The sequence below is a fragment of the Kribbella sp. NPDC050281 genome, assembly GCF_040655855.1.
GTDB lineage: Bacteria > Actinomycetota > Actinomycetes > Propionibacteriales > Kribbellaceae > Kribbella.
Map to the genome: position 1 here is coordinate 326,819 of NZ_JBFAKS010000001.1, position 15,255 is coordinate 342,073.

Here is a 15,255-nt window from a genome sequence, read left to right on the forward strand (position 1 = left end):
CCAGCAGCGAGGGATCCGGCAAATGTTCAAGATTTCCGTCGGTGCGGCGTGCCATGGTGAGGAAATGATGAGCCGCCTGCGCCGCCGCCCCGAATGGCAGTTCTTCGCGGTTCTGCCCAAGGCGGATCCGGTGCTGGCAACGGTCTGGTGGCTGCTGCTGTTGGCCCGTGGCGCGCTGCCCGCGGTGTTCGCGATCGCGATGGGGTCGATGGTCGGTGCGGTCCAGCACGGGTCTGCTCTGGCAGCTCCGCTGACCTTGATGGGTACGACGTTCGTCCTGCTCCAAGTGCTCACGCCCGTTCACCAGGCCGTCAGCGCCAACCTCGGCAGCCGGGTCGCCGCCTGGCTCAACGACGCGCTCGCGGAGGCCTGTGTGGGACCGCCGGGGATCGGCCATCTCGAGGACCCGGAGCTCGCCGAGGACCTGACCGTGGCGCGGGAGTTCGACCGCGGCCAGACCGGGCCACCGATGTATATGAACGTCGACTTCGCCGCGGGCGGCCTGGTCGAGCTCGCCGGTGGTGTCGCGTCCGCGGTGGTGCTGTTCGGGTTCACCTGGTGGGCGCCTTTGCTGCTCGTCGGCGCCTGGTCGGCGACGCACTGGCTGCTCCGGGAAAGTGGTGTCTGGCGGGACCGGAACACGACCGAGGTTCGATCGGCCCAGCGGCACGCCGACTACGCCTATCGACTGGCCGTCGAGCCGGACGCCGCGAAGGAGGTGCGGCTGTTCGGCCTGGCCGAGTGGACCGTGCAGCGGTTCACCGATCGGCGCCGGCGGCTGTTCGAGTTGCAGCATGCCGCGACGCGGCTACGAGAACGCCCGATGATCTGGTGTCTGCTGATCGTCACAGTGGCCAACGGTCTCGTCTTCTGGGCGCTCGGAGCGGCCGCGATCGACGGTCGCCTGGATCTCGACCGGCTGGTGGTCTTCGCCCAGGTCGCGATCGGGGTCAGCATGATCGCGTTCGGTGGGCTGAACTGGGTCCTCGACGGAGCGGCGGCACCAGTCGTCGCAGTACGGCGGCTGGAGCCCGCGATGGCACCGGCCGGTGCGCTGACGCCCGCCCGGCGACCAGCCGGTGATGCCATGCCCATACGCCGGGGAGCGGTCGCGATCGAGATCCGTGATCTGAGTTTCCGGTATCCGCACGCCACCCAGCCCGTCTTCGACGGACTCGATCTGACCGTGCCGGCCGGCTCGTCGCTGGCCGTCGTCGGCCAGAACGGCGCCGGCAAGACCACGTTGGCCAAGCTGCTGTGCCGGTTGTACGACCCGGACGCCGGATCGATCGAGGTCGACGGGGACGACCTGCGTGACCTCGACACCGACGGCTGGCGGACCCGAGTCACCGCGGTCTTCCAGGACTTCCTGCGGCTCGAGCTCCCCGTGCGGGACAACGTCGCACCGGCCGGAGCTCCGGAGGCGGACATCCTGGCCGCACTCGCGGACGCCGGCGCCGGCGACCTGGCCGGCCTCGACACCCGGCTGGCCACGGGCTACGGCGACGGCATCGACCTGTCCGGAGGTCAGTGGCAACGGATCGCGCTGGCGCGGGCGCTGTGCGCCGTCCGGCAGGGTGCCGGACTCGTGCTGCTCGACGAGCCGACGGCCCAGCTCGATGTCCGGGGCGAGGCGGCGATCTTCGACCGCATTCTGACGGCGACCCGCGATGTCACCACGATCCTGATCTCACACCGGTTCTCGACCGTCCGGCATGCCGATCGGATCTGTGTCCTCGAGGCCGGCCGGGTCGTCGAGCTCGGCAGCCACGAGGAACTGATGGACCTCGGTGGGCGGTACCGGACGATGTTCGATCTCCAGGCCCAACGCTTCACCGCGGAGGTCGACGAACAAGGGATGAGCTATGACACGCTCTGATATCGACGACCTGCCCAAGGCTCTGCCGGCGATGTGGCGGCTGTGCCGACTGGGCTACCAGCACGAGCCAGGGCTCCTGGTCTTCGCCTTCGGGATGACTTTGCTGGCTGCACTGCCGGACGCGTTGCTCGCGTTGTGGCTCGCGGTGCTCGCCGACGGTGTTCTGCAGGACGACCGGCGAGCCGTTCTGCTGGCCGTCAGTGGGCTCGCGCTCTCCGTCACGGCGACCTGGTTCCTACGGACGCTGTCGGCCCGAGTCTCCCGGCGATTCCGGGACCGCGTCACGATCATGCTCGAGGCCCACGTCGCCCGGCTGCAGGCGTCCGTCGCCACCGTCGAGCACCACGAACACCGCGACTTCCTGGACCGCCTGTCGGTCCTGCGCAAACAGGTGTTCGTGCTCGACCACATGTACATGTCGTTGTTCTCCACCTGCGGCTGGATCCTGCGGCTCGGGGTGACTGTCGCTCTGCTGATGTCGATCGATCCGGTGCTGGTGCTCCTGCTGGTGTTCGCGCTGCCCACCGTCCTCAGCTCGAGCTGGCGGCCGGGCGTCGAGCGCGCGGTCGAGGAGCGGTACGCCGCCGACAGCCGCCTGGCCGAGCATCTGTTCAAGACCGCGACCACACCCGCTCCCGGCAAGGAGGTCCGCGTGCTCGGCATCGGCCGGGACCTGGTGGTGAACCGTCGTCGCGAGTGGGAGCGGTGGTACGCCCCGATGGCCGCAGCCCGCTGGACCAGCGCCGCCTGGCATGCCGCCGCCTGGGCCGTGTTCGGCGCGGCGTACGTGGGTGCCGTGCTGTTCGTCGCATCCGGGCTGAACGGCTCGGTCGGTCAGGTGTTGCTGATCCTCGCGGCCGGTGCGCGGTTGTCGTCGTACATCGGTGCGACGGTCGGCGAGATCGGCTTCCTGCGCGGGATCTGGCTGGACGGATCCCGGCGGCTGGTCTGGCTGGAGAACTACGCGGCCTCGTTCGACACCACCGCGGATCTGGCTGCGCCCGACCAGCTCACCGACGGCATCCGGCTGGAGCACGTCTCGTTCGCCTATGCCGGATCCGAACAGCCTGCGCTGGATGACGTCGAGCTGCGGCTGCCGGCGGGCAAGGTGATCGCCGTCGTCGGGGAGAACGGCGCCGGCAAGTCCACCCTGGTGAAGCTGATCTGCAAGCTGTACGAGCCGACCGATGGACGGGTTCTGATTGACGGCCGGCCACTGGACCGGATGCCGGCCGAGGCGTGGCGGCTGAAGATCGCCGGCGCCTTCCAGGACTTCTTCCGGTTCGAGTTCCGGGCCGACCACAGCGTCGGGCTCGGGGATCTGCCGAGGCTGGACGACGAAGCGGCCGTCACCTCCGCTGTCGGCCGGGCCGGTGCCGAGGACGTCGTCGAGCGGCTCGAGGCCGGGCTGAACACTCAGCTCGGTTCCACCTGGCCGGATGGAGCCGAGATCAGCTTCGGGCAGTGGCAGAAGCTGGCACTGGCCCGGGGCTTCATGCGGGACCGGCCACTGCTTCTGGTGCTCGACGAACCGACTGCCGCGCTGGATGCCGAGACCGAACATGCCCTGTTCGAACGCTATGCGGCTGCGGCCAGGAACAGCACGGACGGACGGATCACGATTCTGGTCTCACACCGCTTCTCGACGGTGCGAATGGCCGACCTGATCGTCGTCCTGGACGGTGCCCGGTTGGTCGAGACGGGAACGCACGACGAGCTGATGGCGCGCAACGGCCACTACGCCGAGCTGTACCGGATCCAGGCCGCCGCCTACCACTGATGCCGGCTCAGACAGCGTGGATCTTGAAGACGGGGACGCCGGGGGCGATGTGAAGGAGGGTTTCTTCGGGGGAGTTCTTGGTGACGTCGCCGGAGAAGAAGGTCCCTACCTCCCAGGCCCACTTCTTCAGGTAGAGGCGGAGGACGGGGAGCTTGTCGGCGTTGGGGACCTCTTCGGCGCGGAAGGTCTCGATCTTGCGGCCCAGTTGGAGCCGGCCCTCGTTGCTGGCGCGGAGGTTCTTCACCCACTGGGTGTGGCCGCGGGGTGCGACCAGGTAGCGCTGTCCGTCGAGGACCAGGAGGTTGACGGGGGTGCTCCGCCAGTCGCCGGTCTTGCGGCCGCGGACCGACAGGACCCGGCTGCCCATCAGGCTGATCCCGAGCTTGGTGAAGCGCGCGACGATCCGGTTGAAGATCCGCATGCTGCCGTCGGCAGTGGTGATCACGCGGTTGGCGTCGTAGGTCTGCTTGTACTCCGGCATCGTGGTGCCCCTCCAAGTCTGCGAGAGCGGTGCTCTCTGTTGTGATCAGTGAATACCGGAGCAGTGCTCCCTGTCAAGAGCACTGCTCTCGGTTTTGTGGCACACTGCCTCTATGAACGCCGGACGCACCGCACGCGAGAGAGCCCGCGCCGAGCTGACCGAGGAGATCAAGGCAGCCGCCCGCCGGCAACTCGCCACGGAGGGAGCCGAGTCGCTGTCGCTGCGGGCGATCTCCCGCGAGCTCGGCATGGTCTCGTCCGCCCTCTACAGGTACTTCCCGAGCCGCGACGACCTACTCACCGGCCTGATCGTCGACGCGTACGACGCTCTCGGTACGGCGGCCGAGTCGGCAGCGGCGAAGGACTACGAGCACCCGATCCAGGCGTGGCTGGCGGTGTGCGCCGCTCTCCGCGAGTGGGCACGGGCCAACCCACACGAGTACGCCCTCATCTACGGCTCACCGATCAGTGGCTACCAGGCACCGCAGGCGACGGTCGAGCCCGCCGCGCGGACGCCGATCGTCCTGCTGCGCATCGTGAGCCAGGCCCACGCGGAAGGCTGGCTCAAGCTTCCCGGCGACGTGCCGGAGCCCACCGGCAAGCTGCCCGAACAGCTCGACGTGATTGCGGCGATCGCTCCCGGCGTACCGTACCGGATCCTGCTGCGAGTGGTGATCGCCTGGACGCAGCTGTTCGGGATGATCAGCTTCGAGCTGTTCGGTCAGCTGGTCGGGACGATGGATCCAGCGGACGACTTCTACGACGCGGCAACCCGGCAGATGGCGAAGTTCATCGGCCTCAGCTGAAGGCCTTGGGCAGTGGCACTGTGAGGGCCTGCGCGACCCGGCGTACATAGACCTCGCGCGGGATCGAGACCGCGCCGAGCGTCGCCAGGTGGTCCGTCACCCACTGGATGTCGAGCACCCGGTCGGCGGCGTACTCGTCGTCCAGCAACTCGATCAGCCCGGCCACCGCGGCCTTCGACCCGTCGGTCTTGTGGTGGAACATCGACTCCCCGGCGAACAGCCCGCCGATCGCGACGCCGTACAGGCCGCCCGCGAGCTCGTCGCCGTCCCAGGCCTCGACCGAGTGCACCCAGCCGAGCCGGTGCAGTTCGGCGTACGACGCGATGATGTCCCGGTCGATCCACGAGCCGGGCCGGCGCGGATCGGCGCACGCCCGGATGACCTGGTCGAACGCGGTGTTGACCCGGATCTCGAACTTGCTCCGGGCTCGCCGCACCGTCCGCGACGGCCGGTACCCGGCCACCTCGATCACGCCCCGATCGACCGGCGACCACCACAGCACCGAACCGCGGTGGTCCGGCATCGGGAACAGCCCCGCCCGGTACGCCGCCAGCACCGTCCCCGGAGCCAGATCCGCGCCGCCCGCGACCACGTCACTCGCCCCGGCGACCGCCACCGGCGGAAACTCCCAGACAGACCCAGCAGGCTCGACAGGCACGCCACCATCCTGGACCACGACCCATCGCCGGCTCCCACCAGCCACCTAGGGGACACCAAGGGTTTCTCCCGAGTGGCGGGGTACCAGGAGCCACGTAGAGTTGAGGCACGCCCCGACTCCGTCGCGGGGAGGGCCGGAAGGAGCACCGTGGCCGGAGTAGCCAGGTTCGTTGCCAGCAGTCTCGCGCCCGCCGCGCAGCGCTTTGCACCGCAAGCCGCAGCGGGTGCCCTGCGCCAGGTTCTCGAGATCGCGATCGACGGCTATCAGCGGTTCCCCGGCGCGGAGCGGGTCGCCGAGACCAAGCTGGCCAAGGTCGGCGGTGACCCACAGCTCGCGATCGACGCCGTGATCGACCAGCACATCAGGCTGGCCGGCGTGCAGGGCTTCGCCACCGGCCTCGGCGGCCTGGTCACCCTCCCGGTCGCGCTGCCCGCGAACCTGACCGGCATCGCGATCGTCCAGGCACGCATGGTCGCCGCCATCGCGCACCTGCGCGGCTACGACCTCGGTGACCCGCGCGTCCGCACCGCTGTGATCACCTGCCTGCTCGGCGAGGACGGCATCACAGACCGGCTGGAGAAGTCGAGTCTCCCGACGTCGCCGTTGGCGATCGCGACCGCTCCGGTGTTCGATCCCGAGCTGGACCGGCAGGTCGCCGGTGAGGTCGTCGGCGAGCTGATCGCGCGGATCAGTGGGAAGAAGATGGCGCTCACCTTCACCCGGCGGGTTCCGTTGCTCGGTGGCGCGGTCGCCGCCACCGTCGACGGCTGGTCGACGTACCGGGTCGGCCAGTACGCCGACAAGAGTCTGGTCCGCCGGATCCGCCGCCCGATCGAGCCCTGACGAGCGTGGTCGCGCCGTTCTGGGGCCCGACGCTCGACTGTCCGGATCCGCTGGAGCTGGGCGAGTTCTACCAGCGCGTCGCGGGTGGTGAGCTGGCCGTCGTCCACGAGGCGTTCGTGGAGCTGAGGTTCGAGACGTACAGCATCGGCTTCCAGCGCGACCTGAACTACCGGGCGCCGACCTGGCCGGATCCGCGCGTGCCGCAGCAGTGCCACCTCGACTTCATGGCGGCGGACCTGGACGCGGAGCAGGCCCGCGTCATCGAGGCGGGCGCGACCCCGACCCCGCTCCAGCCGGAGCCATCGGTGTTCCGGGTCTTCCTCGACCCGGCCGGACACCCGTTCTGCCTGACCACCTGGCGTACGCCGAGCGGTCCACCCAAGTCCCGCTGACCGTCAGACCCCGGCCGACGCCACCGAGCGTCGGGTCATCGGAAGCCGGCTGCGCGTCTCCTCGTCGGCCGGTGTCTCGACGAACAACACCAGCTCCGGATGCGCGGGCACGGCCAGCTCGGTGACGGTCAGATGCAGCTCACCGGCCTCCGGGTGCAGGATGTGTCGCGGACGTGGACTGCACGCGGCGACCTCGTGCCGGGACCAGAGCTGAGCGAACTCCGGACTCAGCTTCTGCAGCCGCTCCAGGTCCGTCTCCCAGTCGGGATCGCCGACATGTTCGCCGTACGCCGACCGTAGTCGGCCGACCAGGTACGGGACCTCGGTGTCGTAGTTGAGCAACTGCTGCCGGGAGGTCGGCTCGGTGACGAGGCACCAGAGCAGGTTCTTGTGGATGCAGGGCAGTGCGTGCCAGTCGTGGAACAGGTCGCTGAACGCCGCGTTGGTCCGGACGATGTCGAACCGGGTGTTCGTGATCACCGCGGGCAACGGGTCGAGCGCGCCGAGGATCTCGGCGAAGACGTTCTCGTTCGCGCAATCGGTCACGCGCGGCGGCCGCGCCGGAGTCGCCTCGGCCAGGCGATACAGGTGTTCGCGCTCGATCGAGCTGAGTCGCAGCGTCCCGGCGACCGCGTCGAGTACCTGCCCGCTGGCGTTGATCGGCCGGCCCTGCTCGAGCCAGGTGTACCAAGTCACGCCGACCCCAGCGAGCTGAGCGAGCTCCTCACGGCGCAGTCCGGGCGTACGACGCCGACCGCCGGCGGGCAGACCGACATCCTCGGGGGACACCCGGGCGCGCCGCGCCTTCAGGAATTCCCCGAGCTCGGTCCGGCGATCAGTCACCCGACCATCCTGACCGCACCTACCGACATTTCCCAGCGGATTACCCGGCGAGCGCCTGCACCACCCGGCTCGGCGACGGCTTGCCCAGCTGACCGGCCATCCAGACGCTGGTGGCGACCAGCTTCTCCAGGTCGACGCCCGTCTCGATGCCGAGGCCGTCGAGCTGCCAGAGCAGGTCCTCGGTGGCCAGGTTGCCGGTCGCGCTCTCGGCGTACGGGCATCCACCGAGGCCGCCCGCCGAGCTGTCGACCGTGGTGACGCCGGCGCGGAGCGCGGTCAGCGTGTTGGCGAGAGCCTGGCCGTACGTGTCGTGGAAGTGCACAGCCAGCTTGTCGACCCCCACCCCAGCCGCGCCGAAGGCGGCGATCAGCGCGGTCACCTGACCCGGCGTCGCCACACCAATCGTGTCGCCGAGGGACAGCTCGTGGCAGCCGAGCTCGACCAGCCGCGCGCCGACCTTCACGACCTGGTCGATCGGTACGTCGCCCTCCCACGGATCGCCGTAACACATCGACACGTAGCCACGGACCGTCAGCCCTTCGGCCAGGGCACGGTGGATCGTCGGGGCGAACATCGCGAACTGGTCGTCCAGCGTGGAGTTCAGGTTCTTCGCGGCGAAGGTCTCGGTCGCGCTGGCGAAGATCGCGATCTCCCGCACGTTCGCGGCCAGGGCCCGGTCGAGGCCGCGCTCGTTCGGGACCAGGACCGGCGCCCGGACGGCTTCCGGCAGGTCCAGCCCCTCGAGCAGCTCCGCGGCGTCGGCGAGCTGCGGCACCCACTTGGGGTGCACGAAACTGGTCGTCTCGATGGTCGTCAGGCCCGCGGCCACGAGCCGGTGGATGAACTCCGCCTTAACCGCCACGTCGACGATCGCCGACTCGTTCTGCAGTCCGTCGCGGGGACCGACCTCGTAGATCGTGACCCGGCCGGGCAGTCCGTCGGCCCGCTCCACCTGCGGCTTCCGCATGTCCTTGCCCTCCGTACCGCCGACAATGGTCGTGATGAACACTCTTGCTGACATTCTGCGTGGCGTCGAACGCGGCGCGTTCCCGCCCCCGGACCTCGGCATCACCGTCGTGCCCCCGCCGTCGGACCGAGCGTCCTGCCTGGTCGCGTTCACCGCCCACATCGTCATCGCCGCCGATGTCGACGCCGCCTGGGTCGCGGAGCGACTGCCACCAGGCGACCTGTGCGCACCGACGAACCCGCCGTTCCTGTCGGCTCTCGAGGCGGCGACGGAACGCCACGTGGCCTCCCTCGACGCGATGCTCCTCGCGCCGGCAGTCACCGACCCGGCGGAGCGCACCGCGGCGACCGCCGGTCTCAGCGAAGTGACCGACCACCAGCACCCCCGGATCGAGAACGCCTTGCACACCCGCGACGACGTCCGTGTGTACGTGGACGAGTACGGCGGGTTCGTGCTGACCGGACGCGGTCTCGCGGATCGCGTCGAGTGTGCGATCGAAGTACCGGAAGACGCCCGCGGCAAGGGACACGGGCGCCGGCTGGCGCGGGCCGCGCGGGCCTTGATTCCTGCGAATGCACACGTTTGGGCGCAGGTCACACCGGGGAATGCTGCATCGATGCGCACGTTCCTCGCGGCCGGATACCGGCCTGTAGGTTCGGAAGCTCTTCTGGTCAAGTGACCACCGGGTGAACATCCGATGGTCGGACCGTTGCTCGGGGCACCTAATCCACACCTGTGGACAACGTTGGGGACAACGTCCTCAGGTGGTGCGGAGCCGGCGGTGGTACGTGTGCGGTTCGCCGGCGTAGAAGTTGCCGCGGTACAGACCCCGGATGATCTCGGCCTCGTAGCCGTCGAGTTCGGGCATGCCGAGTTCGCGGGCGATCTCGAGCTCGGCGTGCGCGTCGTACGGGACGCGGACGAACTGGATCGAGAACGTCGCCGGATCGGGTGAGTCCGGCACGCCTTCGAGGATCGTGTAGACCGGGGTCGGATCGTCCAGGCTGTTGCCGACCGAGCCGATGTTGAACAGCGTCCGGCCGAGATCGACCTCGTAGAACGGGTCGTGGGTGTCGGCGTACCCGACCATCGTCGGGACCGGTCCGGCGCCGGTGGCCTCGGTGTTCTCGAACATCAGCCGGTACTCCGCTTCGTCGTGATCGAACCGGACGCGCTTGTGAACGCTCGTCGACGACGCGTGGAACAACCGGATCTGCCGGCCGCTGAGCAGGAAGTCGTGGCAGAACGGGAGCCCTCGCAGCCAGGTCCCCTGGTCCTCGCGCAGTTCCTTCCGCCACCAGCGCATGCCCTCGGTGTCGAACTCGCGGTCCGGGTCCGGCAGCGAGTCGTCCCAGTTGCCGAGGATGTTCACCTCGCAGACCTCCCGGCACCGGTCCACCACCGCCTGCCCTCGCGGTCCTTTCCCGACGTAGTCACCGAGATTGAAGATCCGCCCGATCCCCCGCCGCTCGATGTCCGCGAGCACCGCCTCCAACGCGGTCAGGTTCCCATGCACGTCCGAGATCAGCGCGATCCGCTCCAGCCCCATGTCCGTCATGGTTCCACCCTGCCGCACCCCACCGACACCGGTTTTCCCGCGGCGGCCCAGGCCTGTGGATAACTTCCGCGGCGATCGGCCGATCTTTGCCAGCCTTGATCCATGAGGCCGGAACACGAGGACAAGTCACCGTTCGGACGCGGGTTCGTCACCGCCTGCGTGGTCGTCAGCACGGTGCTGCTGTGTGGCGCTCTGCTGCTGGTCAGCGCTCTGACCTCGGACGACGACCAACAGGCGGCAGCGCAAACCGCACCCACAGCACCACCCGCGACGCCAGACGCCCAGCCTGCCGCAACTGGAGAGGGCAGCTGTGGTCTGCCCGGTGGTGATCAGACGATCCCGACGAAGCCGCCGGCCGTGGATGCCTGGGAGGTCAGCCGTCGCGTCGTCGTACCGCGATCGAGCGCGACCGGACCTGCCCGGACCGATCCCGACGGCTTCCGGCATTGCTTCGCCCACTCACCGACAGGCGCCGTCTTCGCTGCCTACAACGTGGTCGCCGCCTTCGCCGACCAGGAGCAGGCGCTCGCCACGATCCGGAAACTCATGGTCCCGGGCCCGGACACCGACGCCCTGACGCGTGCGCAGAGCGAGTCGGAGCCGTCCGGCTCGTCCGCCTCGCAGGTGGCCGGCTTCCGCGTGCTCGACGCCGGCGGAGACCGAGCCACGATCATGCTGGCACTTCCGGCCGAGTCGGCGTACATGAGCATCACGCTGACCATGCGCTGGTACGACGGCGACTGGCGCCTCCAGTCACCACCTCCCGGCGGGGCGGTCGGAGCGCCGTACTCCCAGCACCGGGACCTGAGCGACTTCGTGCCGTGGAGCGGTGTCTGATGTGTGGGCCGACGGAGATCGATTGCCACATCACGAGGGGTCTGAACGACGTCGCAGGCAACGCACTGGAGCAGATCGCGAAGAGCATCGGACAGGCGGCGTACGAGGGCATCCAGGCGATCGCAACCTTCTGGATCCACCAGCCGAGCCCGGCACTCTCGGTCGGCGCGGACACCTCGAGTCCGCGGAACAGCGCGATCGTCGACTTCCTCCAGGGCAACGTGCTGTGGGTGTCGGCGGCTGTCTTCACCGTCGCGGTGCTGGTCGCCGGGATGCGGCTGGCCTGGGAGCAGCGCGCCCGGCCGCTCCAAGAGTTGCTCAAGGCAACAATGGTGTTCGTCGCCGTCGGTGCGGCCGGGTCCGCGACGTTGCAACTGCTGGCCGAGTGGTCGGACAAGCTCGCCGAGGCGATCATCCGCTCCGCGCATCCCAACGACACGACGCTGGCCACCGCACTCGCCGACGTGATGCTGCAAGGCAGCCTGGGCACCGTGACGGGAACGAACCCGGCCACGCTGATCATGATGTTCGCCGGCGTCGCCGTCATTCTGGCCGCGCTGATCCAGGTCGTGCTGATGGTGATCCGGTCCTCGATGCTGATCCTGCTGGCGGGCACGTTCCCGCTCGCCGCGGCCGCGACCAACACCGAGATCGGCCGGTCCTGGTTCCGCAAGTACTGCGGCTGGTCGCTGGCGTTCATCGCGTACAAGCCGGCCGCGGCGCTCATCTACGCGGCCGCGCTGAAGATGAACGAGAGCGGCATCGGGCAGTCCGACAACAGCTTCGTGCAGACCACGACCGGCCTGATGATGTTGTTCCTCGCGATCTTCGCGCTACCGGCCCTGCTCCGCTTCCTGGTTCCGGTCACTGCCGCGGTGGCCGGCGGCGGCTCGGGGATGGGCAGCACAGTGGCCGATCCGGGCGGTATGGCGACCGGCGCCGTCGGTGTCGGCCGCTCGGTCTTCGGCCGAGGGGGCGGCGGATCGGGCCGGTCCGGTGGTGGATCCTCGGGCCGTGGTGCGTCGGGCGCGGTCGGAGTCGGGTCGCATCCCGGCGTCGTCGCGGCCGGCGGGATGGTGAACGGCGCGCGGAAGTTCGCCGGCGGTCTGGCCGGCGCCGCGGCGCACTCGGCCGGTGAGCAGGGCGGCGGATCGACCACTCCGACCTCGTCCTTCGGTCCGCTGTCCCAGCCCGGCGGATCCCGCGAACCCCGTCGCGAAAGGAAGGGTCCGAATGGCAGTACGCCGTCCGCACCGCGCTAGACCGGATCCCGCCGAGGGCGCTCGGCGGTGGCCGGGTTAGGCTCAGAAGCTTGTCGGTTCGGGGTCGATCTGTAGCCGAAGGGTCACCCCGTGTAGCGAAGTGACCTAGTCAGCTAATAGAGTCCGCGCATGACCATCGCGCCTTCGCTTTGCTCGCCCCTAGCGCTCGCCGATGCAGAACCCACCCGCGCCGCGGAACCATGGGAAAGCGACGTCCTCACCGCGTACGGTCTGCTGCGAGAAGCAGCGGCCGAACTCGATCATGTGATGCGTCACTCCCTCAAGCGCAGTGGTCTGCAAATGGCAATGTTCGAACTGTTGCTGCGGCTGGCCCGCAGTCACGGGGAGAAGCAGCGTCTCACCTCTCTAGCCCGGGAGCTGACCGTCACCACCGGCGGCATCACCCGGCTGGTCGACCGCGCCGAGAACCTCGGTCTGGTACGCCGGGAACCCTGTCCCGACGATGCCCGCGGTTCGTTCGCGGTTCTCACCGAGGAGGGAAAGCGGCGGTTGCGCGAAGCACTGCCGGATCACCTCCTGGAGATCGACAGCCTCTGGATGTCTCAACTGGCCGACGAGCGGGAGGTTGTGCTCGGCAAGTTGCGCCGGGTTCGCGACAACGCCCGCCGCTGGCCGAACGGCCGGCCATCGCTGGGTCAGATCTCTCCCGAGCGCATCTGACGCAGTATCCGGGGCAAAACTCGATATTTGTATTACCCGCGACTAACGGATGGGGCGCCCGGCTGGTGTCGGGCGCCCCGCCGCGTAATGGTTGAGAGGTGAACCAGCAACTCGTCGACCAGCCGCGGGCGCCCCAACGTCGTACCGAGGGCAGGAACGGGATCCGCTGGCGTGGTGCCCTCGGTGGCATCCTCGCCGCTCTGTCCGGACTGGCGGCCGGGAGCGTGGCCGCCGGGCTCCTCGGCACCTCGCAGACACCCGTGGTGGCGATCGGGTCGGCGTTCATCGACCGGGTCCCGCCGTGGCTCAAGGACCTGGCGATCTCCTGGTTCGGCACCAACGACAAGACCGCGCTGCGCGTCGGCATCGTGATCGTCCTGCTCGCCCTGGCCGCGATCGGCGGCATTCTCGCGGTACGGCGCTACTGGGCCGGCGCACTGATCATCGTCGTACTGACCGGGGCGGCGGTGATCGCGGCGGCGACGCGGGCGGACGCCGGACAGACCGGGTTCCTGCCGTCAGCGGTCGCCGGGATCACGGCCCTGATCATTCTGCGGCTCTTCAGCAGGCGGCTCGAGCCGCTCCTCCAAGGAGTCGACGACGGCGTGAGCCGGCGCGGATTCCTGCAGTTGTCGGCCGGAGTCGCGATCGGCGCGGCGGCCGTCGGCCTGCTCGGCCGGGTGGTCTCGGGGAACCGTGCCGCCGTCGCCGATGCACGGAAGGCGCTCAACCTGCCGAAGCCGCCGAGCCTCGACGCGCCGGCGGGTGCGCAGGCGGAGGGCGCGGTGCCGTGGGTCACCCCGAACGACGACTTCTACCGGATCGACACGGCGCTGTCGGTGCCGCAGATCCTGCCGTCGGACTGGAAACTGCGCATCCACGGCATGGTCGACCACGAGATCGAACTGAGCTTCGACGACCTGCTGAAACGCCCGGTCCTGCACAAGTGGGTGACGCTGACCTGCGTGAGCAACGAGGTCGGCGGCGACCTGATCGGGAACGCGCTGTGGTCCGGCGTACTGCTCAAGGACCTGCTGCAGGAGGCCGGCCCGTCTCCGGACGCCGACGCGATCCAGTCCACGTCGAAGGACGGCTTCACCGCGGGTACGCCGCTCAGCACGCTGCTCGACGATCGTCAGGCGATGCTGGCCTACGCGATGAACGGGCAGCCGTTGCCGGTCGAGCACGGGTTCCCAGTGCGGATCGTCGTACCCGGGCTGTACGGGTACGTGTCCGCGACGAAGTGGCTGACGGACATCGAGGTGACCCGGTTCGACCAGTTCGAGGCGTACTGGACGCCGCGCGGCTGGTCGGCGCTCGGGCCGATCAAGTTGTCGTCGCGGATCGACGTACCGGGCGGCAAGGAGGTGCCTGCCGGTCAGGTCACGGTGGCCGGGGTCGCGTGGGACCAGCACGTCGGGGTGTCCAAGGTCGAGGTCCGGGTGGACGGTGGCCAGTGGCACGAGGCGACGCTGGCGACGGACGCGTCGATCGACACCTGGCGGCAGTGGCACTGGACCTGGGACAACGCGCCGCACGGGATGCACATGCTGCAGTCCCGGGCGTTCGATGCCAAGGGCAACCCACAGGTCGAGGCGTCGGCTCCCCCCGCACCGAACGGCTCGACCGGCCTCCACACCGTGAGCGTGAAGGTCAACTAGTCGGTCACCGCGGTCAGGACCATCGGCAGGAAGGTCCGTTCGAGCGAGCCGGCCGGGACCTTCCGGGGCTCCAGCAGGCTTTGTGACCGCGCACCTTCGTGTACGGCGATGACGAGCCGGACGAACTGCTCCGCCGGGACACTCATCCGCATCCCGCTGGTCTCGGAGATCTCCTCGACCAGCTCGGTCAGGCTCGACCGGAACATCGCCCGCTGCCGATTGAGCGCCCGCGCCGCCTCCGGATTCCGCAACGCGTGCAGGGTGAACTCGGTGGAGATCAGATGCCACTGCCGCTGGTCCCCGGCCGCCTCGTCGAGCAGCCCGAGGACGGCGTCCAGCAGCGTGCCGGGCTGACTCGCAAGGTCCGGCAGCAGCGCGCCGATCTGTTCGAGCAGGCGGTCGGTGGTTGCCTGGAACAACGCCAGCACCAGCTCGTCCTTGGACCCGAAGTTCGAGTAGAAGGCGCCCCGGGTGAAGCCGGCCCGCTCGCAGATGTCCTCCACCGAAGCGCCGTTGAAACCGCGCTCGGCGAACACCTCGAGGGCGCCGTCGAGGAGGCGGGACCGAGTGGCGGAGCGGCGGCGTTTGGGTGCGTCCATAGCAGTAGG

The 15,255-nt window shown here is 69.2% G+C and carries 16 protein-coding genes; 10 read left to right on the forward strand and 6 right to left on the reverse strand.

The window, feature by feature from the left end:
* Positions 1–22: 22 nt before the first annotated feature.
* Positions 23–1,879, forward strand: a complete 1,857-nt coding sequence (locus AB0I34_RS01685) for an ABC transporter ATP-binding protein (RefSeq protein ID WP_360437647.1) — start codon at positions 23–25, stop codon at positions 1,877–1,879.
* Positions 1,866–3,659 (forward strand): ABC transporter ATP-binding protein, encoded by a 1,794-nt coding sequence (locus tag AB0I34_RS01690; RefSeq protein ID WP_360437650.1) that lies wholly within the window; start codon positions 1,866–1,868, stop codon positions 3,657–3,659. The genes AB0I34_RS01685 and AB0I34_RS01690 overlap by 14 nt, the downstream gene beginning before the upstream one ends.
* 7 nt (positions 3,660–3,666) lie before the next feature.
* Here the strand turns inward: AB0I34_RS01690 and AB0I34_RS01695 are convergent, their stop codons facing one another.
* On the reverse strand, positions 3,667–4,140 hold the full coding sequence (locus tag AB0I34_RS01695; RefSeq protein WP_360437653.1) for a nitroreductase family deazaflavin-dependent oxidoreductase: 474 nt from the start codon (positions 4,138–4,140) through the stop codon (positions 3,667–3,669).
* 112 nt (positions 4,141–4,252) lie between these two features.
* On the opposite strand from AB0I34_RS01695, the gene AB0I34_RS01700 reads away from it, so the two are divergent.
* Entirely contained in the window at positions 4,253–4,945 is a 693-nt protein-coding gene (locus AB0I34_RS01700) for a TetR/AcrR family transcriptional regulator (protein WP_360437656.1), read from the forward strand.
* On the opposite strand, the gene aat is transcribed toward AB0I34_RS01700, so the two are convergent.
* On the reverse strand, positions 4,938–5,603 hold the full coding sequence (gene aat, locus AB0I34_RS01705) for a leucyl/phenylalanyl-tRNA--protein transferase (protein WP_360437659.1): 666 nt from the start codon (positions 5,601–5,603) through the stop codon (positions 4,938–4,940). The genes AB0I34_RS01700 and aat overlap by 8 nt on opposite strands.
* Before the next feature lie 147 nt (positions 5,604–5,750).
* Here aat and AB0I34_RS01710 point away from each other — a divergent pair, with 147 nt between their 5' ends.
* Together AB0I34_RS01710 and AB0I34_RS01715 are read left to right on the forward strand one after the other, a co-directional pair.
* A complete protein-coding gene (locus AB0I34_RS01710; RefSeq protein ID WP_360437662.1) occupies positions 5,751–6,446 on the forward strand; it encodes an EcsC family protein in 696 nt (231 codons plus the stop codon).
* Positions 6,447–6,451: 5 nt separating this feature from the next.
* Complete coding sequence (locus AB0I34_RS01715; protein ID WP_360437665.1) at positions 6,452–6,838, forward strand: VOC family protein; 387 nt, start codon at positions 6,452–6,454, stop codon at positions 6,836–6,838.
* A 3-nt stretch (positions 6,839–6,841) separates the two neighbouring features.
* Here the strand turns inward: AB0I34_RS01715 and AB0I34_RS01720 are convergent, their stop codons facing one another.
* Together AB0I34_RS01720 and AB0I34_RS01725 are read right to left on the reverse strand one after the other, a co-directional pair.
* Positions 6,842–7,681, reverse strand: coding sequence for a helix-turn-helix transcriptional regulator (locus AB0I34_RS01720; protein ID WP_360437668.1), 840 nt, complete (start codon positions 7,679–7,681; stop codon positions 6,842–6,844).
* Between the two features lie 40 nt (positions 7,682–7,721).
* Positions 7,722–8,648, reverse strand: a complete 927-nt coding sequence (locus tag AB0I34_RS01725; protein ID WP_360438128.1) for a hydroxymethylglutaryl-CoA lyase — start codon at positions 8,646–8,648, stop codon at positions 7,722–7,724.
* Positions 8,649–8,682: 34 nt separating this feature from the next.
* Between AB0I34_RS01725 and AB0I34_RS01730 the strand changes: the two genes are divergently transcribed.
* On the forward strand, positions 8,683–9,327 hold the full coding sequence (locus AB0I34_RS01730) for a GNAT family N-acetyltransferase (RefSeq protein ID WP_360437671.1): 645 nt from the start codon (positions 8,683–8,685) through the stop codon (positions 9,325–9,327).
* 81 nt (positions 9,328–9,408) lie between these two features.
* Here AB0I34_RS01730 and AB0I34_RS01735 read toward each other — a convergent pair whose 3' ends face one another.
* On the reverse strand, positions 9,409–10,206 hold the full coding sequence (locus AB0I34_RS01735; RefSeq protein ID WP_360437674.1) for a metallophosphoesterase family protein: 798 nt from the start codon (positions 10,204–10,206) through the stop codon (positions 9,409–9,411).
* Between the two features lie 102 nt (positions 10,207–10,308).
* Between AB0I34_RS01735 and AB0I34_RS01740 the strand changes: the two genes are divergently transcribed.
* The 4 genes from AB0I34_RS01740 (at position 10,309) to AB0I34_RS01755 (ending at position 14,647) form a co-directional block, all read left to right on the forward strand.
* A complete protein-coding gene (locus AB0I34_RS01740) occupies positions 10,309–11,043 on the forward strand; it encodes a hypothetical protein (protein ID WP_360437676.1) in 735 nt (244 codons plus the stop codon).
* Positions 11,043–12,305: a type IV secretion system protein gene (locus AB0I34_RS01745; RefSeq protein WP_360437679.1), complete on the forward strand. Its 1,263-nt coding sequence runs from the start codon at positions 11,043–11,045 to the stop codon at positions 12,303–12,305. The genes AB0I34_RS01740 and AB0I34_RS01745 overlap by 1 nt, the downstream gene beginning before the upstream one ends.
* 129 nt (positions 12,306–12,434) lie before the next feature.
* Entirely contained in the window at positions 12,435–12,986 is a 552-nt protein-coding gene (locus AB0I34_RS01750) for a MarR family transcriptional regulator (RefSeq protein WP_360437682.1), read from the forward strand.
* A gap of 98 nt (positions 12,987–13,084) precedes the next feature.
* On the forward strand, positions 13,085–14,647 hold the full coding sequence (locus tag AB0I34_RS01755) for a molybdopterin-dependent oxidoreductase (RefSeq protein ID WP_360437685.1): 1,563 nt from the start codon (positions 13,085–13,087) through the stop codon (positions 14,645–14,647).
* Here the strand turns inward: AB0I34_RS01755 and AB0I34_RS01760 are convergent.
* Positions 14,644–15,246 (reverse strand): TetR/AcrR family transcriptional regulator, encoded by a 603-nt coding sequence (locus tag AB0I34_RS01760; RefSeq protein ID WP_360437688.1) that lies wholly within the window; start codon positions 15,244–15,246, stop codon positions 14,644–14,646. The genes AB0I34_RS01755 and AB0I34_RS01760 overlap by 4 nt on opposite strands.
* Positions 15,247–15,255: the final 9 nt, after the last annotated feature.